Genomic DNA, 22673 nt, shown 5'->3' with positions numbered 1-22673 from the left:
AAATTATTCCTGATAATTAATTGACATAATAAACTTCCGGAAGCATAAAACTTCTGGCATTGAAATTGTAATTTCTCCCCACTGAAAAACAGATGATTTTAGGTGTTAAAATTGACCGAGGAGTCTGCGCAAATAGTATTTTTGCAAGCGCCAATTTTCGCCCTGAACAACAACTCATTTTCAGCAGGTTAAAAACCACTGAAGATGACAAAAAAACGTAAATGAGATGAACCAGATACTTAACTTTCTTAAAGCCGTGAAATTTGAGATCACCGATGAGGGAACCAATAGTTTTCGTGCCCTGTATTCTTCCAAGGGAATCAAACTGAAAGCGGTTTACCAGGACAAGGTGATAAGAATATGGTATGAGCATTTTAATATTAAGAGACAGCTTTTGGGAGAAAGCCAGATAGAAAAAGCCGAAGACCTGCAGTTCATTCTTTCCAAGAATATGTTCCTGAAGAATGAATTCCCGTTTCTGATGAAACAGATACAGGAATACCAGTTCCGGGAACCGGAAGCCTGTGAATAAGGGTTGAACATTAAATTATAACAAAAGCCATCTGCAACCCGGATGGCTTTTTAAGTTTTATGTAAGATTGGATAATTCAGATTATTGTAATTTTAGGCTTCCCAAAAACACCTGAATAAATGAAATTCCTTTTTAGTCTTTGCTTTTTACTCTTAAGCCTGTCTCCTCTTAAGGCCCAAAACAGCCCACTCCCTGAAGGATTCATACACGTAAAGGAAGCCGTTCCCGGTGTAGCCTATGAGATACGTTATGCAGGCGATCATAATTTTATGGGGCGCCCGGTTACCGGCTATAAAAAAGCTGAAGCGATCCTGAGTGAACCCGCTGCCCAGGCCCTGTGCCTGGTTCAAAAAGACTTAAAGAAAAAAGGTTATGGCCTGAAGATCTTTGATGCTTACAGGCCTCAGCAGGCGGTAGATCATTTTGTGAGTTGGGCCTCCAAGCCCGGGGATACCCTCGCAAAAGCCGAATTTTACCCTGACGTTGCAAAGAACAGGCTTTTTCAGCTTGGGTATATCGCCTCAAGATCTGGCCATTCCAGAGGAAGCACCGTAGACCTTACCATCATCGACCTGGAAACCGGAAGAGAAATCGATATGGGCAGTCCCTACGACTTCTTCGGGGACATCTCTCATCACAACACCAGCAAGATCGGCAAAAAGCAAAAGGGAAACAGGGAGTTACTGAAAAACGCAATGATGAAACAGGGTTTCAGGCCATATTCTGAGGAATGGTGGCACTATACCTTAAGGAACGAGCCTTACCCCGATACCTACTTCAACTTTGAGGTGAAATAGAAAACTACTCTCCTTTATCGGGTTTGCCCACATTTACATCGAAACCCGGCTTTTTGTAATCTTTTGGTAAGTTTTCTTCAGGAGTTGTACTTCTGTTTCCATCGCGAACCGAAGTATACCCGGGAGAAAGAATCTCAATATTCGCTTTATTGAAAGCGTCCTGGATATGCTGATGCAGGTCTGATTTTATCCTGGCGATCATTCCCGGCTGATCTGTATAGGCATTTATCTGGTAACTCACCGAATAGTCATCAAGGCTGGTCTGGAATACAAAAGGCGTGGGCTCCTTTTTGATAAGTTCTGTTTCCAGTGCCGCTGCAATAAGCAGCTCGTGCACCTTCCTCCAGGGAACATCATAACCTATAGTGACGGTTGAATGCACGACCAGTCCCACCTCGCTGGCATTGGCACTGTAATTTATGGTGCTGCCGATCAAAATTGAGGAGTTAGGAATGGAGACTTCCTCGTTTTTAATGGTCCTTACCCTGGTCACCAGCATCGTCTTTTCGATCACGTCACCCGTGGTCTCTCCTATCTTTACGCGGTCTCCTATTTTAAAGGCCCGCATATAGGTAATCACCAGGCCGGCGATAATATTCCCAATGGCCGTTGAGGAACCCAAAGAGATCAGTAATCCCAGAAACACGCTTACTCCCTGGAATACCGGAGAATCGCTTCCCGGCAAATAAGGGAAGATCACAATAAACGCGAAAGCGAAGATCACCACCCGCAACAGGTTGAAGGTAGGCCTTGCCCAGTCCGGGAAAAACCCCGGGATCTCCAGCTTCCCCCGTTCGACTTCCCTGGAAAGAAAGTACAGGAATTTCAGAATATAGCGGGTAATGACGATCACCACCACTATGGTAAACAGGTTGGGCAAATAACTTATCACCGCTGAACCAAACTTCTTAACCGGGTTCAGAAGATAATAGAAAATGGTATGGGCCAGACTTTCGGTGGCAGGAAAGATACTGAATAAGGTAGGCAGGGTAAGACTTATAAGGAATACGATGATCACCCATTTCAAAACCTTTAGTACCTGCAGGATGATGAGTTGTTCCCGCTTTACCGAAATAAGCTCGTAATCCTTGATCTTTAGCCCTTTTATGAACTTGGCCCTGCTTTGAACCGATTTTTCTATCAGGTAATTGAAGCCTTTATTAAGGAATTTGATCGCAAAAAAGAATGCGACAATGGTCAGGAGCAGGAGGGCAATCCTGGTAAGTTCCTTTAGCCACCGCTCTTCCTTAAGGTTGGCAATGGCAGCCTCCTTAAAATGCTGTAAATATTCCGCCGCCAGCTGCTCCTTGGTAGAAGACATTTTCTCGGCATCCTCATTGGTCACACTGGCAAGGATCTCATCCTTATACCGGATGTTGATCAGGTCGGCGGCTTTCTCAAGGCTGAAGTCTGAAGAATCGATCACTTCGGCCTTATAGAGCGCTTCCAGTTTACGGTTGGTGTTCGCGGCCCGGTCTTCTGCAGTGAAAGGACCTATGGGTTTGTAAATAACATACAGCGTATCCTTTTCAAAAAGCACCGGGTGCCCCTGTTTCGCGAGGGAATCTCCAGGAGTGACCTGGCTTAAAGAATCACCCTCTACAGTTACATTTTCCCGCTCTTCCTGATCCTGCTGAAGAAAATAAGATAAGACGGAAGTGGAAAGTATGATCAAAAACAGCCTGAGCCCCATCGAAGTAATTGATTAGTTGGATATTAAATTACTAAATAAAAATTAACGAAGCCCATAATTTTAATCCGGGTGCATTCTAAGGATCCTGCTTCGGCTAAAAACCAAAGAGAAAATCCACGACTGAGCTGGTATTTATTTTGGCCGGGAAAGTATCTGGCATATAATTTTCGAAAACATCGCGATCCCGCTTTCAATGATCTCCTCGGGAAAATCATAATCGGAATGATGCAGTGCCGGGGAAGCTGTTCCCGACCCCAGGCCGAACATCGCCGCCCGGGTCTCTTTGGAAAACCAGCCGAAGTCTTCGCCAAATTTATTGGGGTAAGCTCTTTCAATCAGCTTCAGGCCGTTTTCTTTAGCAGCCGTTGCGATCATTTCGTTACAGAATTCATCGTTCATAGTCGCGGGAAAATAATCGAACCACGCTGTGGTGAATTTAAGCTTCTCCTTTTCACAGACCTCTGAAATCAGCCTCAACAGATCTGTCTTCAGGTTTTCCATTTTTTCTTCGGAAATACTGCGCAGGGTATAATGCATTTCCCCCGTTCCGGCAGAAATTCCGTAATCTACGCTTCCCATTTTTATACAAACCGGCGTGAGCAGGGCAAAATCAGGCTTCTTGATATCCCCCTGGTTGAGCTCTGCGAAGGCCGTGGTGATTTGCGCAACGGCCATCGCGGGATTTATTCCGTTCTCGGGCTCGGAGGCGTGGGATTGTTTCCCCTTCAGGTGAATGGCCAGGCTTTGCACGGTGGAAGAAAAGGCAGGTGCTGTTTTTATAATGCTGTGAAGCTCTTCCCCGGGCAGGTTGTGCAGGGCAAAGGCATAATCTGCTTTTAATTCGGCGTATTTGGGATCCTTCAGCATCGCGTAAGCCCCTTTCCCGGTTTCCTCTGAAGGCTGAAACAAAAGAATGACCTTCCCTGCGTTAAAGTCCTGCTTTTCTAGCCACATCGCGAGGCCGGCCACGATGGTCATATGCCCGTCGTGCCCGCATTTGTGAGAGACGCCTTTGCACACAGAGCGGTACCCAAATTTGTTTTCCTCCTCGATAGGAAGCGCATCCAGCTCGCACCGTATCAGTATAGAAGGCCCCTCTTCCGGGAAGTCGAAAACCGCGGCCAGCCCGTGGCCCCCGATTCCGCAGATCAGCCTGGCGCTGCTTTGCTTTTCAAGAAATTTCCGGATGCGTTCGGCGGTTTTTACCTCCTGCCCCGAAAGCTCCGGGTTTTGATGTAGTTCCTTTCTTAGTTGCTTTAGTCCTTCTAGCATAAGTTCGAAGATAGTTTTTTTCTCAATGCTGAGGGAATATTCATTTCAATTATAACCGCCATACACGGGACGAATGAACTCCCCGTTCAGAAATTTCACCGGGTCTATCCGGCTTTGGAGGATGATCCCGCGATGGGAGCTTTCAAGCAAGAGCTGTGCTGCCTGCAGTAAAGGCGCAGCCGTACTGGTCTGGATGGCCCTGAGCATATGTTTCCCCACCTTTTGAGGAAGGATCTTTTTGGAGACCTCTCTCCTCCGTAAGATCCCTTCAGCATCCTTTCCCTCTACGGCGGCATAAAGAATAATCTGGTCGTCCTCAAGATGCGGAATGGCATCCTGCATTTTCTGCTGAAGCCGGGAGATACTATCGGCCTTTCCTTCCAGGTTTTTGAGCTGCCGGTCTACCCAGGCATAGTGCCCCGGAAACCTCAGGGTCTTATAATCGAGGGTACGTACTTTTCCTTCCAGGGCTGAAGGCAGGTCGGCAGCTCCTCCTGAAGTAAGGTCTTCTTCATAAGTGATCCCGTCAATAATGATACTGGCCCTTTCCGACAAAGCCGAAAGCCGGGTCTTCCTGAAGTCACGGATCACCTCAGCCTTTTTCAGGTATTCGGTGGCCACCCCAACCGGGCTCCAGGTAAAAGCATAAAAATGAGGAGCTATGGCATTCCTGCCAAGCGCGCCTACCTTTAATTCCAGCTTGTCTGCTGTCTCCACCCGATGATCCCGGCAAAAATCCCGGAACAGGCCATTCCCCAGCACATCTATATAACCCGGGGCAAGCCCCGTTTGCAGCACAAATCCGGTATCGGCGCCTTTTGCCAGGTACATTATCTCATTGGTTTCAGCTACATATTCGGTGAGATTGGCGTAATGCAGTTTAAATTCTTTTGCCAGCCGGGCCATTCTTGGCGCCTCGCTGCCCGGGAGACAGTCCAGCAGGATATCCCCTTCTTCCAGGATGCTTTTCATCGCTTCGGGCACACCGGATTCAGGGAGATGAAAGGCCTTCACATTGCAAAGCCGGGTGGTGCCCTTTTCGATCCATTCGGCAAGGGTCTCTGCTTTCGGCAGGTTACGGTTCCCAATAAAAAGCCCGGGTTTTACCCGGCTCCATTCCATTAAAAGCAGGCCGGCGGCTTCCGCGATCCCCCCGGCACCGGCAATTATGATGTTGGCCTTCGTATTCATACTTAAATTTAAGGCTTTTAACCTAATATTCAGGCACAAAAAAACCCGCTTATTGGCGGGCTTCTTTCTTATGGCCGGAATTATATGCTTCTAAGATCAGGAAACTTCAGCAGCTTCCTCAACTTCCTGCTCTGCTTTTTCGGTATTATCCTTATCGGAAATTTCTTCAACTGCTTCTTCCCCGTCAAAATATGGGAATACATCTAAAATAGGAGATTCGGAAATTGTTGGGATGCTATATTCCCCCATAGTGTTCTGCATCGCCTGCTCGGTATTCTCAAAGGCTTCCTTCACATCGTTCGCCTGGATAAGCAGGTAGATATTAGATTTCTTCTCCTTACCGCTGTCCTCATCAAAAGCGATCAGGGCCACCTTCACCTTGAACCAGCGATCGGAATTCTCAAAAGGGTGCACCTCTGCGAGCCTGGCTACCTTAATATTGGTAATTAAGAACTCCTCACTGGTGTAGGATTTCATCTCTTCGGTGATCCGCGACTCTGCTTCGGTATAGGAGACCGCGTCCAGCAGATAGGTCTCTGTCACCACTTTCTGTTCACCCGATTCCAGGGTCTTCCTGTATTTCACTTTGCATTCGTACCAGGTTGCGCTCATATCTTTGATTTTTTTGGGACGCCAAATATAGACCTTAGAAAAAATAAGGGCGGATAATTTCCAGATAGATATTCACAATTTTATCCAAGAGCGAACCCGGCAGCTTTCAAGAGCTGAGCTTCTGTGTTTTACGGAAAGACGAATATTCCCCTGTCAAATTTCTTCAATTTGCCCCCATATAATTCCGGGTTCAAAAAATTACTTTTTTAAAATATGAAGGTATTCAACAGTGCTGTTTGCTTTATGATTTCTGTTCTTCTCCTTATCGGCTCTAAATCTCTGATACTCTGTTGATACTAAATGATAACGGCCATATTTGGACATTACTTCTTCAATTTGCCCTAAAGACATTAATCCTTCATTGTTATAGCTTAGAAAAGTATATTCGAAATCGGCTTGGGCAATTAATTCCTCAAAAGCTCTCAAAACTGAAGCTTTACTACAATATTCCGATCTATTATAGTCTCTTAAACCCGTTTTCCCTTTTGGAGTAAAATCATCATATAGGGCAATAGTATTCAACAGGTGATAATTAGCTCCATATTGCCTTGAATTATAGGGAGGGTCAAGATATAGAATATCACCCTGAATTTTTTCAATTAGCAAGTTGCTGTCCATATGATGAACTTCATGCGTATTCTCATTTTCATCGAAGTGAGCAGCTTCAACCTGAAGGGATTTTTGAGCAGACTTCTTCAGTTTCTTCAGATAAGCCCCATAAACGGACGCCGTATTTGCGACTTTATCGGCACTTTCTAATAAACTGGCTAATAAAAAATAGTACGTGGACTGATCAATTTCTCCTGATTCCTTCCAAGCCTCAATTTTTGTGCGAATGGCATCTATTTTCTTTCCATTTTCGTCACTAAAATATTGTCTTTCACCATGTCCTCCCAGACAATAATTTCTATAGATAAATCCTGAAACAGGCTCAAGGCTGTTTAGCTGACTTAACAAGGATTCTTTCTCCTGAATAGGTAAATGGTTACCTATATAGTTTCTGTTTAAAACATAACTATAATACTCAATATCGTTACTAATAACTTTCTTAACTTTAGTCTTAAAGTTACGTCCAACTATACCGGTACCTGCGAACAGGTCGCAGAAGACTTTATTTGAAAGATCTCTTCCTGCTACAGTTTCTATATTTTCCTGAATGAAGGCACTTAGTTTATTTTTGGAACCGATATAATTCATAGATGAGTTTGAGCGATGCAAAAATAAAGATAAAGAGCAAACAGGCTTGGAAAAATATCATTCTTTTTTAAGGACGAATGCCTGTCTAAAAGCTATAGGATCGTACCAGTAACAACCTATACAACCTAGCTCTTCAGTATATTCCACATCACCCTGAATAAAGGAAGTTGTATATCCTAATCGTTTTGCGTCAAATCTTTGATTGGTTTTAGCACATACTTTACAAAATTGACGTTTAGCATCATTCGCAGGTTTACTTAAAGGCTGAAAATCTTCTATTCTTTGTGTTTTAGGATTCATTACCCTGGGGTTATCTTTTCTTCCGTCTTTATGATCTACCTCGGTTTTATGGTCACAGCTCCTTGTAGTCCCTAAAATAATACATCTCTTTTTGGCCAGCTCCTTTTTTATTTTGGGATGAATTGTTTGGACATTAGAACTCAATTTTTCTTTATATCCATTTAATTTTATGGCTATAGTTGGAAACCCCGGACTATTTGCTTTTATAAATTCAACTTTAAAAACCCGTTGAAAGAGAGAAGATCTCCTGGCCCAGTCGGCCCCATTCCCGAATTTAAGATTAGAGTAAGATCCTGTAAACTCAGAAACTTCTACAACCCTGGAAATACCGTCCTCATTAGGATTGGCTAGTTCTAAAAATTGATAGGCCTTACTTCCCTTTTTAAAGGTTTTTTTCCAGCTTTTATTCTTCATAGATAATTGATTAGTCATTTTTAATGATCCAAATGATATCAGACAAAATAACCTCACTGTTTACAGCAATCTTTATAAGATTTTCCTCTGAAAATTTAGTCATATAACCCTCTATCGACTGCTTTATTAGTTCTATTTCAGATTTCATTTTCCAATGCTGACCTGAAGAATCATATAAAACAATAAACATTCTATTTTTGAGGTGCTTCCTTCCTTGCTGACTTTGGTTATTATATAACCATTCAATCAATTCCTTTTTATGATTTATGGCATAACCAATACTCTGTTCAAAGCCTCTTGGAAAAACTGAAGTCTTATGATCGAAAGGAATTCGCTGTATAGTGAAATCCACTAACTTATCATAGACATTCTTATTGGGGGTCACCCGCCCTTGAGAAGAAAAGATATATTCCGCCCCCATTGCTGACCAGTAATTATACCATCTATTCAGAGCATAATCACGTACATCAGGATCAAGATTATTAATCCGTTCCAACAGACGTCTAAAACTATAGGTTTTATAGATAAAGTTAGTATCTCGATCCCAGGAATCCGATTGTTTCCTACCCCACCGATAGGGATAATCCAGCCTTTTCTTAAGCTCTCTTTCAAGACGTTCCAGATCCATTACTTAGAAAAGTTGGTTAAATTTAATAAGTTCATTACCAGATCCGGTTTCAAATAAATATACTTGCAAATCGGCAGTTTTTCTAATCCCTTCATTGCTTAATTCCTTTTTCCCGTTTTCTATTTTCTCAATCATGGCTTTATACCAAGGTGAAAAATTATTTTCACGTTTATCATTTTCAGAGAGGAATTTAAAATATTTACCTCTTCTTGATGGACGGACCTGTCGGGGAGATTTTAAAATTAGAATAGGAATGATTTCAGTATAATCTTTATAAGCAGATATCCATCGAGAATATTCCTGGATTTGATTATATATGTTTTCATTGAAAAGAAAATCATTCTTTAATTCTATTAGAATACAATTATTCTGATCTGTCCCAAACAATAGATCCATTCTTCTTTCACTGAAGGAGCAAGCAATTTCATTAGCTATGAAATTAACGTTCCCATTATTATGAGGTTTTAGAACTTGATTTAGAACCCCGTGATTATTCGCATACGCCGTAAACAATATTCTTAAATCCTCCTCCCGATAAATTTTATTTAGCCTTTCAACAGACCTAGGCGGTTTGGTAGTGCATTCCTCGTGATATAGAACACCCGTGTTTAAGGACTTAATTTTTCCATTTACATAATCATAACACCCACTCTTTGCTATAGTGTTGTTGTTTTTAGCAAGGTTGCTTTGAAATAGTTCAAATTCGGTTTCATCGATGGAAACGCACCCCCTATTCCCTTTTAACTTTTTAAAAATCCAGGACCACTGTAAATTAAAAATTGAATTATCCTTTATATTCTCCGGGTTTTCCATCATATCCCATTCGGAAATATAATTTTCATACACTTCATTTGGCTCAATCTTCATTCTGTAAGTAAGAGTCTTGCCTCCCAGGTCATCATTCAGATACTGGGGGTGATATCCATCGTAAGATTCATAATCATAAAAGACTTCTCCTGTAGCTTTAAAGATCCCAAAGAATCCCCTTTGCATCACATAAAAAATGATGTTATCCCCTTCCCTAATACTAAAAATATCGGCCAAGGCTCCTGTTTGATGTGGAGATCCATTCTTTCCAGTTCCTATAAACATATACCTGAGGTGGATAGGGAATGTAGTCTCATTAACAGTTAATATATGGGTCGCCATTAAAACATCTTTTTAAATACCAGAATATATTCATGCTTAAAAATAAAGTAATCACTATTTAAAGCACGGTATTTCCAAATCCCTCCTGTTCCTTGTTTTCCCCTGTTCCCGGCGATATTTTTAACCACTATCCCTTTAAGTTTTACCTTGAACTTACTTTTAATTTCATTTATTAATAAAGAAGAGAGCGGTATAACCTCCCCATTTTTGTAGACATCCCCAATTACAACTGAAAAATATCTATCCTTCTCCAAAAAGCTTAAACAGTTGGTTGTCACATCCATCATTTTAGCCAGAAATAAAGCAGCGTCTGAAATTTGAGATAAGTCAGCTTTATTTTCTGTGAACTTAATTATATCTAAGTATGGAGGATGCATGAGAAGAAACTGCACTTTATCAGCTCTTAAAGATTTTAAAGATGAGTCCATTGACGATTGAAATTCCGCCTGATTACTTACGTCAGTAATCCTTATTTCATATTCAATATTAGACTGATCCTGCATCTGATTTTCAACGAAATTGAAAATTTTTTCATTTACGTCAAAGCCTATAAAATTTCTGTTTAGATTTTCACATTCATAAAGAGTGGTCCCACTTCCGAGAAATGGATCTAAAACAATTTCTCCTTCCCTGGTATATCTTCGGATCAATTGATTAGGAATTTGGGGAATAAAATTTCCGTGATAAATATTAGAATGCTTTCCTGACTTTTCTCGTTGATCTATCAACCAAAGACTATCGACATTAATGTCGCTCTTTTTCCATTCTTTAATATTGAGGTTATTGTACTTCATAGTGATTGCTCAGGGAACTTGGTCCAAGTTAGAAAAAGTTAATAAAACGTGAAAAATAGATTTCTGTTATTTAAAGAATAAAAAGCAAAGGTGAACCATTAACCTGAAAACTATTTTTTCCCAAGTACAAACAACTCACAACATAGCATAAAAAAAGCCTTATTGATCTATAGATCAATAAGGCTTCTATTTATAATAATTCCTTTTTACAGATCGATCTCAAAATCCTCATCCTCGGGATCTTCAGCTACCAAAAGATCTTCAATAAATTCATCGATCTGGGCCCTGGTCACATTGGGCATACAGATAATATGGGAGACCTCGCCTTCGGTAGCCAGCTGCCATTTCTGCTTCACCGATTCCGGTGTACGTGGCATCACCACGGTAAGCGCGCCCGGGTTGCCCCAGGCTTCAACCCCTATTTCATTAAGCCGTGCCTTGCAGTATTCGGCTACTTCAAGACCTTCTAGGTAGCGTGCCTTCAGGCCTTCTTCCCCCAGTTGCTTCAGGGCATACCAGAGAAACAGCGGGCTATGGCCGTTCCTGGAACCGGTGATGGTGGTATCCAGAGAGCCTATATACGATATGCCTTTGGCAATGCGATCGCGGTGCCCTCTTTTGGTGATGATCACCCCACAGGGAATGGGTGAACCCACGAATTTATGGCCGCTGATCGAAATACTGTCGGCCCCGTCCTTAAAATCGAAAGGCAGCCTGGGTTCCATAAAAGCCCCGTAGGTACCCGAAAGGGCGGCATCACAATGAATATAGTGATCCTGCACCGCAAGATTCCTCAGTATTCCCTTGATCCGCGACACATCGTCCTTGGCTTCCTTCATCGTGGTCCCAAAGGTGGTAAGCACGATGGCCGGTTTGTGCCGGTTCATCCTGAGGGTATTCTCGAAATCCTCGTAATCTATCTCCCCGTTCTCCTGGGACCTGATCACGATACTCGGGATATTGAGCAGATGAATGTTCTTCCGCACACTGTAGTGTGTAGACTCGGAATAGTACACCATCGCCTTGGGATACATTTCGCGAGCCAGGTAAAGTCCATACAGGTTACTTTCAGACCCGCCGTTGGTGACATAGCCCCAGTAATCTTTAGCCCGGGCCCTGAAGAGCCTGGCGAAAAAGGCCACGACCTCCTTTTCCATCTCGTGGGTCTGCACCTTCCAGGTACCGTCTTCAAAAGGATCACCAAGGTTGTTGATCGGGTACTGCAAAAAGGGAGTAAGCTCAGAGTAGTCGAAGTCTTTAGACACAGGGTACCCAAGGAAAGTATCCCGGGAAGAGCCCAGGTTCTTCTTTAAATTTTCCAGACGTTCTCTGTCAATTTCCGCTAAATTCCTCTTTGTCACCGCCATTTTTGATGGATTTTGAAAATTTGCGCGAAAGTAATTATTCCATAGGAAGTGACGTAGGAATTGGGTTTAAATTTGAACAGGAAGCAGAATTATGACGGAATACCCGGGAAAGAGAAGTACAAAAACAAAAAACCCTCTAAATCAAAAAGACATAGAGGGTTTCAGTACTCGGAGCGGGACTTGAACCCGCACGGACGCATTTGTCCATTGGATTTTAAGTCCAACGTGTCTACCAATTCCACCATCCGAGCGTAGACTATAAATGAGCGAAAAACGGTCCCGAAGCCTCGGGAGAACCCGGCGACCCCAGGAAAACTTTTTCGCTTTTCAGAGCGAAAAACGGGATTCGAACCCGCGACCTCCACCTTGGCAAGGTGGCGCTCTACCAACTGAGCTATTTTCGCGTTTTTTAAGAACTTCCCGACAGGCGGGATGCAACTTCTGATTGCGGATGCAAATTTAATACAAATCTTATAATAGCAAAGATTTTTTTATAAAAATATACCGCCTAAGCCCGCGCTTTCTCCTTGCTGGCAAGCAGCCGCTTGATCTCGTTCAGCTTCATCAAAGCCTCTACCGGCGTAAGTGTATCTATATCAATATTTAGAAGCTCCTCCTTGAGCTCCTCCAGCAAGGGATCGTCAAGATTAAAGAAGCTCAGCTGCATTTCCTCTTCCGCCGACTTCTTCAGGATCTCCCCCGAATCTTCCATTGCGTGCGATTTTTCGAGCTTTTTAAGGATCTTATTGGCCCTGTGCAGCACCTGCAGCGGCATTCCGGCCATCTTGGCCACGTGTATCCCGAAACTGTGCTCACTGCCCCCGGGAACAAGTTTCCGTAAAAACAACACATTATCCTTGAGTTCCTTCACCGAAACATTAAAGTTCTTAATGCGTTCGAAACGTTCGCACATCTCGTTGAGCTCGTGGTAGTGCGTGGCGAACAGGGTCTTTGGCCGGGCCGGATGTTCGTGCAGGTATTCACTTATGGCCCAGGCGATCGAGATCCCGTCGTAGGTACTTGTTCCACGGCCTATCTCGTCCAGCAGCACCAGGCTACGGTCTGAAATATTGTTCAGGATGCTCGCCGTTTCGTTCATCTCCACCATAAAGGTAGACTCGCCCATAGATATATTATCGCTGGCCCCTACCCTTGTAAATATCTTATCTACCATCCCGATATGCGCCGCTTTGGCGGGCACAAAACTTCCCATCTGTGCCATCAGCACTATCAGGGCGGTTTGCCTTAAAATAGCCGACTTACCACTCATATTGGGCCCGGTGATCATAATCACCTGCTGCTCATCCCGGTTCAGCTTCAGGTTATTGGTCACATAGCTTTCTCCGATGGGAAGCTGCTTTTCGATCACGGGGTGGCGGCCTTCTTCAATGTCTAATCCATAAGTGTCCTCCATCTCCGGCCTGCAGTAGTTTTCGGTATTGGCCTGTTGTGCGAAAGACGAAAGGCAGTCCAGTTGTGCGATCAGCTGGGCATTCTGCTGCACGGGCTGAATATAATCTCCCATCCACAGCACCAGTTTTGAGAACAGTTGCTGTTCCAGCTGCAGGATCTTTTCTTCGGCTCCAAGGATCTTGGCCTCATACTCCTTCAGCTCCTCGGTGATATAACGCTCGGCATTAACCAGGGTCTGTTTCCTTATCCAGCTCTCCGGCACCTTGTCCTTATGTGTATTCCTTACCTCTATATAATATCCGTAAACATTGTTGTTCCCTATCTTCAGCGAGCTGATGCCGGTAGCCTTGCTTTCGCGCTCCAGCATATTATCCAGGTAATCTTTCCCCGAAAAAGCGATCTTTCGAAGCTCGTCGAGTTCTTCTGAAAAACCTTCTGCGATCACATTGCCCTTCTGCACATTCACAGGAGCCTCTTCGTTGATGCTTTCCCCTATCCTGCCTCTAACCTGCTCACAACTGTGCAGCTTTCCGCCAATAGCTTTTATCGCCTCATCCTCACAATTAAGCGCGAGTTCCTTGATAGGTATCACCGCTTCCAGGGAGTTCTTCAGCTGAACCACTTCCCGCGGACTCACCTTTGCCGTCGCCACCTTCGAAATCAGGCGTTCCAGGTCACTTATCTTTTTGATATGCTGCTGGATCTCCTGCAATACCGAAGGATTATTGATGAGGAATTCGACCACGGCGTGGCGTTTTTTGATCTTTTCGGCATTCTTCAGCGGCAGGGCCAGCCATCGCTTTAAAAGCCTGCCCCCCATAGGCGAGATGGTCTTATCGATCACATCCAGCAGGGTCACCGCATTGGCGGCTGTGGAATGATATAATTCGAGGTTCCGGATGGTAAAACGGTCCATCCACACGTATTCCTCTTCGGCTATCCTGTTGATGGCCGAGATATGCTGCAGTTTATTGTGCTGTGTCTCTGCAAGGTAATGCAGGATGGCTCCAGAAGCGATCACCCCTTCTTCCAGGTGCTCCACACCAAAGCCCTTCAGAGACTTTGTCTCAAAATGCCCGTTCAGGGTCTCATAGGCGAAATCGCTTTTGAACACCCAGTCTTCAAGCCCGAAAATATGAAAGTCTTCCCCGAAATTTCCGGAAAAATCTTTCTTGAACTTCTTCTGAACCAGCACCTCGCTTGGGCTGAAATTCTGCAGTAACTTATCTATATATTCCCTGTTTCCCTGTGCCGTCAGGAATTCACCCGTAGACACATCCAGAAAGGACACTCCAAGAATCTTCTTACCGAAATGAACGGCACATAAAAAGTTGTTCGATTTGCTTAGAAGCACCTCGTCACTCAATGCCACCCCGGGAGTCACCAGCTCGGTCACCCCGCGTTTCACGATCTTCTTGGTCATCTTGGGGTCTTCCAGCTGATCGCAGATCGCAACCCGCTGCCCGGCCTTGACCAGTTTCGGCAGGTAGGTGTTCAGGGAGTGATGCGGAAAGCCTGCAAGCTCGGTGCGCTCACTTCCGTTATTCCTGTTGGTAAGAACAATGTTCAGGATCTGTGCGGCCTTCACGGCATCTTCGCCAAAAGTCTCGTAAAAATCCCCCACCCTGAACAGGAGCATAGCATCGGGATACTTGGCCTTGATGCTTGAATATTGCTGCATTAATGGGGTTACTTTGGGAGTTTTTTTGGCTGCCACGTTTTCGGTTTTTTAAGTAGCTGCTAAAGTAGACAATCCTGTATTTTATTTAAAAATTTATTTGTTAAACAAGACAGCCCCGTCTCCTTAAAAAAGACGGGGCTGTTTCTGCAATCTAACAATTTGCGGGGTATTTAATTCTGGTTCTTCTGTATTGCCGCCATCAGCGAAGAGGTATCATAAAAACCATATTCTTCAACGTTCTTTCCGTCCTTGAACCAAAGGGCCAGATGTACGGGAACCTTTATGGTCTCGCCGCTGCCCTTAAGCGTCCCTTTCCATATGCCCCACATATAGACCCAGGTCTTGCCCTCATCATCCACTATTTGTTCATAGAAGATAGGTTCATCAAGAAATTCATAGGAAGTCATATTGCTGAGCAGCTCCTTATGGCTCTTCAAAGCCTCCTCGGGCATTCTCGCATTTTCCCAGGTGTTGTGATAGATCTTGCTGCTGTCTGTATACTGCATCATCCAGGTGTCCCAGTCCTGGTTCTCATAAGCTGCCAAATATTTTTTCGTGTTTTCAATTAAGGGAGACGAGGTGGTATAACGTTCACTTGTCTCCTGGGCCCGGCAATTCATACCCATTGTGATCACCAGGGCTAAAAGGATTAGTTTTTTCATAATTTCTGATTTTTATTTTCAATAGAACCCAAGGCTCATTCCATCCTGCCGATCTCGGTTTTCCACATTTCCACGTAAGAGAAGAATTCCTGCATCACTTCTTCGGCCTTATCCATTCCTCCGGCAAGCTTCCCCATCTCGGCATACCATTTGGCATCATCGGGGGAAATTTCATAATTAAGGGTTTCTATGCCCTCTTCCAGTTTCCAGACCACCACAAAATCGAAATCGCCGGTGGTCATATTCAGCACCGTGGGCGGACTTATACCCGCATTCGCATCCGCTTTGGCGAAGTAATCATCAATTATCTTGACGGCTTTATCCTTTTTCCCGGGATGAAATTTGATAAAACTCACATAGATCCAGTTAGGATTCTCATATTTCTTCGGGCCCATCTCCTGGGCGAACAATCCCTGGCCACAGAACAGGAACGCGGCCAGTATAAGCGTGATCTTCATAGTCTTCATAATGCTGGTGTTTTAGTTGTTATTGAAGTTCTTGTTAATTCAAAATTCACTTATAACACTGCAGGCTGCTTCGGAATTTGGGATAGCAGTAAAAGCCTTTACCGGATTCCGGTTCAGTTTAGATTGATTTGGATATAGCGGGGGGATAACTGTGGCAGGTTAAGAAGGGCGTGTTTTTCCTTAAAAACATTCTAATTTACTGCTTTTTAGTGAATTACACACAACACAAGCTGATTTTCAGTAAAATGCGGCAGAAATAAAATAGGACCCCGTAACCGGACAGATTTTCAGAAATTCCTATTTTTGTGCTCTATGGAAAACCGAAAGTTGAAAAACAGCGAACTGGGCCGGAAAACGGTCCCTGAATTTAAGGAAGCGAAGAAAACCCCTATCATCGTGGTGCTGGACAATGTTCGCAGCCTCAACAACATAGGTTCGGTATTTCGTACCGCCGATGCTTTCCTGATCGAAAAGGTCTTTCTGTGCGGGATCACCGCCCAGCCTCCGCATAAAGACATCCAGAAAACCGCCCTCGGCGCCACCGATACCGTGGCCTGGGAATATATTGAAGACACCCTGGAGCTGGTCAAAAAACTTCAGGAAGACGAGGTTAAGGTGTTTTCCATAGAACAGGCTGAAGGTGCCATTATGCTCAACGATTTTAAACCCCGGAAGGGAGAGACCTGCGCGGTCATTTTCGGGAACGAGGTAAAAGGCGTGCAGCAACAGGTGGTTTCGGCCAGTGACGGGATCATCGAAATTCCACAGTTGGGCAGCAAACACTCCCTGAACATCTCGGTAAGTGCCGGAGTGGTATTATGGGATCTTTTTAACAAGATTTCCACTTTCCAGACATAAATTTCCTACAAAAATTACAGGAGCATAATCCTCTGAAAATATGCACCAGTAAAAGCTTTTACCACTTTTTACGGTTCATAAGTTTCCTACACAAATACCCCAAAAAAGGTATTTTTATTTTATCTTGGGCTTCAACCGTCAATCTAAATCATAAATGAGCGAGGATACCAGTCGTATTTTTGACCTATGGAAGAAGGAGTATTCAAAGCAAATTAAAAAATATTCCGAATATGAGGCCAAGGACCAATTTCAGCAATTCGCCTCATTATTCACCCCGGGTAATTCTTATTTCTACATTTTAAATCTGCACAATTTAAATCTTGATTACATCTCTCCCGAGGTTGAGATCTTTACAGGAAAGCCCCCGGAGGAGGTAACTATGGAATGTTTGTTACAAACCGCTCTAAAAGAAGAGTTCGAATGGATAGAAAAGAAGGAAAGGCTCATCCAGAGCTTCTACAACGACTATCTGCCATCTGATAAGGTCACCGATTATAAGATGCTCTACTCTTATGAAATGAAAGACCACAAAGGGAACAAAAAAGTAATGCTTATCCAGGGAACACCGCTTTCGGTTTCGGAGAACGGAACTCCGCAGCATTTACTTGTTATTCACAGCGACGTTTCCCATTTACAGGTGTGCAGCATCAAAGAAGTCTCCTTTATTAGCCTTAAAGGTGAGAAGTCCTTTTACAACCTTGACCCCGAAAACGGGTGTTTCAATCCCGAACTATGCAGGGAAGAACATAACGATCTTGCCAATATTATTACAAAAAGAGAACAGGAGATCATTAAATACCTGGCCAAAGGCCTTAATGCCGAAGAGATCGCGGAAAAACTGAATATTTCAAAACATACCATCCGCACGCACAGGAAAAACATCCTTCAAAAGACCGGATGTAACAATACCACCCAGCTCGTTGCTAAATGCCTTACAGGAGGCATTATAACTCCCCAGGACCTGTAAACTAGTCTAAATGATTGTCTATTTCCTCCAGCAAAGCGAGATAATCTGCCCGTTTGTTCACAAAATCCTTTCCTGAAATATCTATCACCTGCACCTTCATATTGGTTTGTGATTTTATGAAGTTCAGGTAGCTCTTGTTGATCTCCATCAGGTATTCAGGCTGGATGTTCTGCTCATAATCCCGCCCGCGGGTTTTGATATTCTCCAGCAAACGATCGGTATTCTGGTAGAGGTATATGTACAGGTCCGGCTTCACCAGCTCTTTATACATCAAATGAAAGAGCTTGTGGTATAAAGAATATTCATCTTCGTGAAGAGTGATCTTGGCAAAGATCAGCGATTTGAAGACATCATAGTCTGAGATCACAAAATCCTTAAAAAGGTCGTATTGCGCGAGATCGTCGGCCAGCTGCTGGTACCGATCGGCCAGAAAGGACATTTCCAGCGGAAAGGCATAACGCTCCTGGTTTTCATAGAATTTCGGCAGAAAGGGATTATCCTTAAAGCGTTCAAGAATGAGCTTCGCATTAAAATCCTGCGAGACCATAGTCGAAAAACTGGTCTTCCCGGCACCAATATTTCCTTCTACGGCTATATAACTGCATTTTCTGAACCGATATTGCTTTGAAGGAATCTTTAACTCATCGCCAATTTCGCTTAAACCCGAAGTATCTTCGGTTTGCGACAATAATTCCCTTACGGTTAGTTTCAGTTTCGGATGAATTTCCCTTGCTGCGATATCTGCCAGAGGCTGAAGTACAAACCTTCTCTTTTGCATTTGAGGATGAGGGATAAGCAGCCCTTCAGCTTCAATAACCTCTTCTTCAAAGAACAGAATATCCAGGTCCAGGCTTCGGTTCTGGTAATCTTTTGAATCACTGCGCAGCCTGCCGAATTCCTTTTCGATCTTCAGCAGTTTCTTCAGTACTTTTTTAGGAGTAAAGCGGGTGCTCACCGCAATACAGGCATTTAAAAAGGCATTTCCTTCAAATCCCCAGGCCGGAGTTTCGTAGACTTTTGAAACCTTGGTCACTTCACCTATCTCTTCAAAGATACGGTTCACGGAAGCCTGCAAAATGCTGAAGCGCTCGCCAACATTGCTTCCCAGAGCTATATATACTATTTTAGGGGAATTCAATTTAAATTAGGAAAAGATTTTAGGATTAACCTGTAATTTTCACAGCAAATTAAGCAAAACAAAACTACATAGGCTTAATTTTGTTATAACATAAAATAAAAATTTGGCACAACTTTATATCAAAGACAGGCTTGCGGCACAGCGTATTTATTTGATATTAGGCGCATTATTCATCGCCTCGCTGGTAGTTTCCAATCTTATTTTTCAGAAGTTTTTTTCCTGGGATTTTTTCGGGATCTACACTTTTGAGATCTCGGTAGGCATCTTACCTTACCCCATCACTTTTCTGATCACCGATATCATAAGTGAGGTCTACGGAAAGAAAAAGGCCAACGAAATCGTGACCGCCGGGATCTTTGCTTCGCTCTTTTCCTTATTGATTATTTATGCCGCCAACGGGGTACCGGCCACCAACTGGTCGCCGGTAGGGAACGAGCTTTTCAGTAAGGTATTTGGCGCTACCGCCATTGCCGTTTTTGCCTCTATGGTCGCTTACCTGCTGGCCCAGTACATAGACATCCAGCTTTTTCATTTCTGGAAGCGTCTCACCAAAGGCCGGCATTTATGGCTGCGGAATAACTTCTCGACCTTCCTTTCCCAGTTTGTCGATACATTTTCGGTCCTGTTTTTGCTCTGTAGCTTTAATAAGATCGCCTGGGAACAGTTTGGAGCACTCTTGCTTAGCGGTTTCTTATTTAAAGTACTGGTAGCTGCCCTTGACACGCCGTTCCTGTATGCCGCGGTATTCGGGCTGCGAAGGCGCTTCAACCTGGAACAGGGCGAAGAATTATATTTTGAAGAAGAGATACTTACAGGCGAGCCCGAAACACGGGAAGCCTGATCTAAAAATTATAAGAGATGAAAAAAATATTAAAAATTTTAGGGATCTTTTTGCTGGTGATCGTGGTATTACTGGTTACTGCTCCAATTGTATTTGAATCTCAGCTGAAAGACCTGGTTAAAAAAGCCATCAATAATAACGTGAATGCGAAGGTGGAGTTCGCCGATCTGGACCTGAGCCTTTTCAGGAGTTTTCCCCAGGCCACTTTGGTACTGGAAGACCTGAGCATCGTGAACAACGCGCCTTTTGAAGGGGATACCCTGGCAAAGAGTGATGAAGTAGTGCTCGAGATGTCGGTAAAAGAACTGTTTAAAGCGCAGGATGAACCTAAGAAAATTGATGAACTCAAACTGAACAATGCCTTTCTGGACATCAGGATCGATTCGCTGGGCAATGCGAATTACGATATCGCAAAAGAAGATACTACCAGCACCCAGGGATCGGGCAGTGCATTCAGGCTGGACCTGAAACATTACGAGATCAATAATTCCCGGGTAAAATACCTGGACCAGGGAGCCAATATTGCCCTGGACATAGAAGACCTGAACCATAGCGGGACGGGAGATTTCTCCCTGGACCAATCAGAACTGGACACCAAGACCAATGCCCTGGTAAGCCTGGATTATGACGGCACCAATTACCTGAACAAAAACAAGGTGGCCCTGGATGCCATCATCCAGATGGATCTTGAAAACCAGAAGTATACCTTCCTGGAAAATGAGGCAACGATCAACCAGCTGCCGCTTACCTTCAATGGTTATGTGAAAGTGAATGAAGACAACAACGAACTGGATCTTAGCTTTAAAACGCCTTCTTCAGACTTTAAGAACTTCCTTGCGGTTATCCCGGCCACCTATGCCAAGAACATAGAGAATGTGGAAACCCAGGGAAATTTTGTAGTGGACGGAAGAATAAGCGGAATCGTAGATGAGAACAGGATCCCTGAGATGGATATCAGCGTAAGCTCAGATAACGCTTCCTTTAAATATCCCGACCTTCCCAAAAGCGTTCAGGATATCAACATCGACCTGAAGGTGCTTAATGAAAGCGGAATCCCGGAAGACACCTATGTGACCTTTAAGGATCTTAGCTTCAGGATAGACCAGGACAGGTTTACGGCTAACGGAAGCCTGAGGAACCTTACCGAAAATATGCTGGTGAATATGGAACTGAAAGGGACCGTGAACCTGGCCAATATCAGCAAGGCTTATCCGCTGGAGCTGAAACAAGACCTGAACGGGATCCTAACGGCCGATGTGACCACCAGCTTCGATATGAACAGTATTGAAAAGGAACAATATCAGAATGTGAACAGCAAGGGAACGGCAAGCATCAGGAATTTCAGTTATAAATCTCCCGAGATCCCGAACGAGATCAGGGTCTCGAATGCGAATCTGAATTTCAACCAGGGAAATGTACGGGTACCCGAACTTAAGCTTACCACCGGAAAGTCTGATATTACAGCATCAGGGAATATTCATAACCTGATGGGATTCCTGTTCACCGATCAGCAGCTGAAAGGGAATTTCCAGGTGAACTCCAACACCTTTTCCATTAACGACTTTATGGTCGCGAGAACATCAGGGGAAAAGAAAGAAGCCGGAAAGACTACCACCACCTCTGCGGAAAAAGCGGTAAAGATCCCTTCATTCCTTGACACCGAAGTGAACTTCAGGGTGAACAAGGTATTGTATGACGACCTGGTACTGAATAATGCCAGCGGGAAGATCATACTAAGGGATGAGACCGCGACACTTCAGAACGTTAGCACCGATATTTTTGACGGAAACATCGGCCTGGATGGTAATGTCTCTACAAAAAATGAGATCCCTACCTTCCAGATGGATCTTCAGCTAAATGCGCTGAATATTTCCCAGTCTTTCAACGGGCTTGATCTCCTGCAGGGGCTTGCGCCAATTGCAAACGCGCTGGACGGGAAACTGCAGACCAGCCTCCAGTTAAAAGGTAACCTGAACAACGATTTCACCCCCGATCTCAGGACCATAGCCGGGGAAGCCCTGGCGCGTATCCTTACCGCCGATCTTGATCCCGCGAAAACCCCTTTACTGGGACAACTGGATCAGCAGCTTGGCTTCCTGAACCTGAAAGATATAGATCTAAACAAGCTTAAGACCCATCTTACTTTTGAGGACGGAACGGTAAAGATAGATCCCTTCGATTTTGACGTGAAAGGTATCAATGTAGAGGTCTCCGGGGGCCACAGCTTCGATATGAGTATGAATTACAATCTTAGCCTGGATGTTCCCGCAAAATACCTGGGAAATGAAGTAGGATCGGCACTTGGCAAACTTAGCGGGGAAGAACTGGAAAATATGAGGGTAGAGCTTCCAATAGGCCTTACCGGAAGTTTCCAGAACCCGAATATTAGGATCAATATGAAGCAGGCCGTAAACAGCCTCACCCAGAGGATCGTTGAAAAACAAAAGCAGGAGCTTGTAAAGAAAGGAACCGATGTGCTAACCGGGGTGATCAAAGAAAGGACAGGTGGCAGGAGCAAACCCGACACCACGGCTACCAAAACAGGAAAAGACACGAGTGCGGTAAAGACCCCTGAGCCAAAAGACAGTGTAAGCACCCCTACCAGCAAAGAGAAAAAGCTGGAAGAGACCGCTAAAGATATTTTAGGCGGCATCCTGAAGTCCTCCAAAAAGAAGAAGGACACCACTCAGAACCAATAAC

Annotated in this window: 20 protein-coding genes and 2 tRNA genes; 6 read left to right on the top strand and 16 right to left on the bottom strand. The window is 44.1% G+C overall.

The genetic code is table 11. From position 1 onward, the window contains the following. The first annotated feature begins 226 nt into the window (after positions 1-226). The gene (locus ACFQ3Q_RS04510) at positions 227-532 is read left to right on the top strand and encodes a hypothetical protein (protein WP_380743355.1); all 306 of its coding nucleotides are present in this window, start codon (positions 227-229) and stop codon (positions 530-532) included. A 119-nt stretch (positions 533-651) separates the two neighbouring features. After that, positions 652-1329 (top strand): M15 family metallopeptidase, encoded by a 678-nt coding sequence (locus tag ACFQ3Q_RS04505; protein ID WP_380743353.1) that lies wholly within the window; start codon positions 652-654, stop codon positions 1327-1329. A gap of 4 nt (positions 1330-1333) precedes the next feature. On the opposite strand, the gene ACFQ3Q_RS04500 is transcribed toward ACFQ3Q_RS04505, so the two are convergent. From ACFQ3Q_RS04500 to ACFQ3Q_RS04430, 15 genes are all read right to left on the bottom strand, one after another. Beyond that, positions 1334-3022, bottom strand: coding sequence for a mechanosensitive ion channel family protein (locus tag ACFQ3Q_RS04500; protein ID WP_380743351.1), 1689 nt, complete (start codon positions 3020-3022; stop codon positions 1334-1336). Positions 3023-3154: 132 nt separating this feature from the next. Beyond that, on the bottom strand, positions 3155-4294 hold the full coding sequence (locus ACFQ3Q_RS04495; RefSeq protein WP_380743349.1) for an amidohydrolase: 1140 nt from the start codon (positions 4292-4294) through the stop codon (positions 3155-3157). A gap of 45 nt (positions 4295-4339) precedes the next feature. Continuing rightward, a complete protein-coding gene (locus ACFQ3Q_RS04490) occupies positions 4340-5485 on the bottom strand; it encodes a saccharopine dehydrogenase family protein (protein WP_380743347.1) in 1146 nt (381 codons plus the stop codon). 96 nt (positions 5486-5581) lie between these two features. Then, positions 5582-6097, bottom strand: coding sequence for a DUF4494 domain-containing protein (locus ACFQ3Q_RS04485; protein ID WP_380743345.1), 516 nt, complete (start codon positions 6095-6097; stop codon positions 5582-5584). A gap of 198 nt (positions 6098-6295) precedes the next feature. Continuing rightward, on the bottom strand, positions 6296-7294 hold the full coding sequence (locus ACFQ3Q_RS04480; protein ID WP_380743344.1) for a DNA adenine methylase: 999 nt from the start codon (positions 7292-7294) through the stop codon (positions 6296-6298). Between the two features lie 57 nt (positions 7295-7351). After that, positions 7352-8008 carry a restriction endonuclease gene (locus tag ACFQ3Q_RS04475; RefSeq protein WP_380743342.1) on the bottom strand — a complete coding sequence of 219 codons (657 nt, stop codon included), beginning with the start codon at positions 8006-8008 and terminating at the stop codon, positions 7352-7354. Between the two features lie 10 nt (positions 8009-8018). Next, positions 8019-8636 (bottom strand): hypothetical protein, encoded by a 618-nt coding sequence (locus ACFQ3Q_RS04470; protein ID WP_380743340.1) that lies wholly within the window; start codon positions 8634-8636, stop codon positions 8019-8021. Between the two features lie 3 nt (positions 8637-8639). Next, entirely contained in the window at positions 8640-9785 is a 1146-nt protein-coding gene (locus ACFQ3Q_RS04465; RefSeq protein WP_380743338.1) for a hypothetical protein, read from the bottom strand. Next, positions 9785-10579: a DNA methyltransferase gene (locus ACFQ3Q_RS04460; RefSeq protein WP_380743336.1), complete on the bottom strand. Its 795-nt coding sequence runs from the start codon at positions 10577-10579 to the stop codon at positions 9785-9787. Before ACFQ3Q_RS04460 ends, ACFQ3Q_RS04465 begins: the two co-directional genes overlap by 1 nt. A 206-nt stretch (positions 10580-10785) precedes the next feature. Beyond that, the gene (locus ACFQ3Q_RS04455) at positions 10786-11946 is read right to left on the bottom strand and encodes a histidine decarboxylase (protein WP_380743334.1); all 1161 of its coding nucleotides are present in this window, start codon (positions 11944-11946) and stop codon (positions 10786-10788) included. Between the two features lie 165 nt (positions 11947-12111). Then, positions 12112-12197, bottom strand: a tRNA-Leu gene (locus ACFQ3Q_RS04450). A gap of 80 nt (positions 12198-12277) precedes the next feature. Further along, a tRNA-Gly gene (locus tag ACFQ3Q_RS04445) sits at positions 12278-12350 on the bottom strand. Between the two features lie 104 nt (positions 12351-12454). Continuing rightward, positions 12455-15076: a DNA mismatch repair protein MutS gene (gene mutS, locus ACFQ3Q_RS04440; RefSeq protein WP_380743332.1), complete on the bottom strand. Its 2622-nt coding sequence runs from the start codon at positions 15074-15076 to the stop codon at positions 12455-12457. Positions 15077-15210: 134 nt separating this feature from the next. Next, positions 15211-15702: a nuclear transport factor 2 family protein gene (locus ACFQ3Q_RS04435; RefSeq protein WP_380743329.1), complete on the bottom strand. Its 492-nt coding sequence runs from the start codon at positions 15700-15702 to the stop codon at positions 15211-15213. 35 nt (positions 15703-15737) lie between these two features. Next, on the bottom strand, positions 15738-16169 hold the full coding sequence (locus tag ACFQ3Q_RS04430) for a hypothetical protein (RefSeq protein WP_380743327.1): 432 nt from the start codon (positions 16167-16169) through the stop codon (positions 15738-15740). A gap of 312 nt (positions 16170-16481) precedes the next feature. On the opposite strand from ACFQ3Q_RS04430, the gene ACFQ3Q_RS04425 reads away from it, so the two are divergent. Then, on the top strand, positions 16482-17027 hold the full coding sequence (locus ACFQ3Q_RS04425) for an RNA methyltransferase (RefSeq protein WP_380743325.1): 546 nt from the start codon (positions 16482-16484) through the stop codon (positions 17025-17027). A 154-nt stretch (positions 17028-17181) separates the two neighbouring features. Then, positions 17182-17994, top strand: coding sequence for a response regulator transcription factor (locus ACFQ3Q_RS04420; protein WP_380743323.1), 813 nt, complete (start codon positions 17182-17184; stop codon positions 17992-17994). A gap of 1 nt (position 17995) precedes the next feature. On the opposite strand, the gene folK is transcribed toward ACFQ3Q_RS04420, so the two are convergent. Then, on the bottom strand, positions 17996-19132 hold the full coding sequence (gene folK / locus ACFQ3Q_RS04415; RefSeq protein WP_380743322.1) for a 2-amino-4-hydroxy-6-hydroxymethyldihydropteridine diphosphokinase: 1137 nt from the start codon (positions 19130-19132) through the stop codon (positions 17996-17998). 103 nt (positions 19133-19235) lie between these two features. Here folK and ACFQ3Q_RS04410 point away from each other — a divergent pair, with 103 nt between their 5' ends. Both ACFQ3Q_RS04410 and ACFQ3Q_RS04405 read left to right on the top strand, forming a co-directional pair. Continuing rightward, the gene (locus ACFQ3Q_RS04410; RefSeq protein WP_380743321.1) at positions 19236-19973 is read left to right on the top strand and encodes a queuosine precursor transporter; all 738 of its coding nucleotides are present in this window, start codon (positions 19236-19238) and stop codon (positions 19971-19973) included. 17 nt (positions 19974-19990) lie between these two features. Further along, the gene (locus ACFQ3Q_RS04405; RefSeq protein ID WP_380743319.1) at positions 19991-22672 is read left to right on the top strand and encodes an AsmA-like C-terminal region-containing protein; all 2682 of its coding nucleotides are present in this window, start codon (positions 19991-19993) and stop codon (positions 22670-22672) included. The last annotated feature ends 1 nt before the right edge of the window (position 22673 follow it).

The organism is Salegentibacter chungangensis, from assembly GCF_042678405.1.
GTDB classification, from domain to species: Bacteria; Bacteroidota; Bacteroidia; order Flavobacteriales; family Flavobacteriaceae; genus Salegentibacter_A; species Salegentibacter_A chungangensis.
This window is presented reverse-complemented; position numbering and strand designations above follow the sequence as displayed.

What these genes read in the sequence shown, in the direction of transcription:
- ACFQ3Q_RS04510 (WP_380743355.1), top strand. Translation starts at nt 227, where the DNA reads ATGAACCAGATACTTAACTTTCTTAAAGCCGTGAAATTTGAGATCACC.
- ACFQ3Q_RS04505 (WP_380743353.1), top strand. Translation starts at nt 652, where the DNA reads ATGAAATTCCTTTTTAGTCTTTGCTTTTTACTCTTAAGCCTGTCTCCT.
- ACFQ3Q_RS04500 (WP_380743351.1), bottom strand. Translation starts at nt 3,022, where the DNA reads ATGGGGCTCAGGCTGTTTTTGATCATACTTTCCACTTCCGTCTTATCT.
- ACFQ3Q_RS04495 (WP_380743349.1), bottom strand. Translation starts at nt 4,294, where the DNA reads ATGCTAGAAGGACTAAAGCAACTAAGAAAGGAACTACATCAAAACCCG.
- ACFQ3Q_RS04490 (WP_380743347.1), bottom strand. Translation starts at nt 5,485, where the DNA reads ATGAATACGAAGGCCAACATCATAATTGCCGGTGCCGGGGGGATCGCG.
- ACFQ3Q_RS04485 (WP_380743345.1), bottom strand. Translation starts at nt 6,097, where the DNA reads ATGAGCGCAACCTGGTACGAATGCAAAGTGAAATACAGGAAGACCCTG.
- ACFQ3Q_RS04480 (WP_380743344.1), bottom strand. Translation starts at nt 7,294, where the DNA reads ATGAATTATATCGGTTCCAAAAATAAACTAAGTGCCTTCATTCAGGAA.
- ACFQ3Q_RS04475 (WP_380743342.1), bottom strand. Translation starts at nt 8,008, where the DNA reads ATGAAGAATAAAAGCTGGAAAAAAACCTTTAAAAAGGGAAGTAAGGCC.
- ACFQ3Q_RS04470 (WP_380743340.1), bottom strand. Translation starts at nt 8,636, where the DNA reads ATGGATCTGGAACGTCTTGAAAGAGAGCTTAAGAAAAGGCTGGATTAT.
- ACFQ3Q_RS04465 (WP_380743338.1), bottom strand. Translation starts at nt 9,785, where the DNA reads ATGGCGACCCATATATTAACTGTTAATGAGACTACATTCCCTATCCAC.
- ACFQ3Q_RS04460 (WP_380743336.1), bottom strand. Translation starts at nt 10,579, where the DNA reads ATGAAGTACAATAACCTCAATATTAAAGAATGGAAAAAGAGCGACATT.
- ACFQ3Q_RS04455 (WP_380743334.1), bottom strand. Translation starts at nt 11,946, where the DNA reads ATGGCGGTGACAAAGAGGAATTTAGCGGAAATTGACAGAGAACGTCTG.
- ACFQ3Q_RS04435 (WP_380743329.1), bottom strand. Translation starts at nt 15,702, where the DNA reads ATGAAAAAACTAATCCTTTTAGCCCTGGTGATCACAATGGGTATGAAT.
- ACFQ3Q_RS04430 (WP_380743327.1), bottom strand. Translation starts at nt 16,169, where the DNA reads ATGAAGACTATGAAGATCACGCTTATACTGGCCGCGTTCCTGTTCTGT.
- ACFQ3Q_RS04425 (WP_380743325.1), top strand. Translation starts at nt 16,482, where the DNA reads ATGGAAAACCGAAAGTTGAAAAACAGCGAACTGGGCCGGAAAACGGTC.
- ACFQ3Q_RS04420 (WP_380743323.1), top strand. Translation starts at nt 17,182, where the DNA reads ATGAGCGAGGATACCAGTCGTATTTTTGACCTATGGAAGAAGGAGTAT.
- ACFQ3Q_RS04405 (WP_380743319.1), top strand. Translation starts at nt 19,991, where the DNA reads ATGAAAAAAATATTAAAAATTTTAGGGATCTTTTTGCTGGTGATCGTG.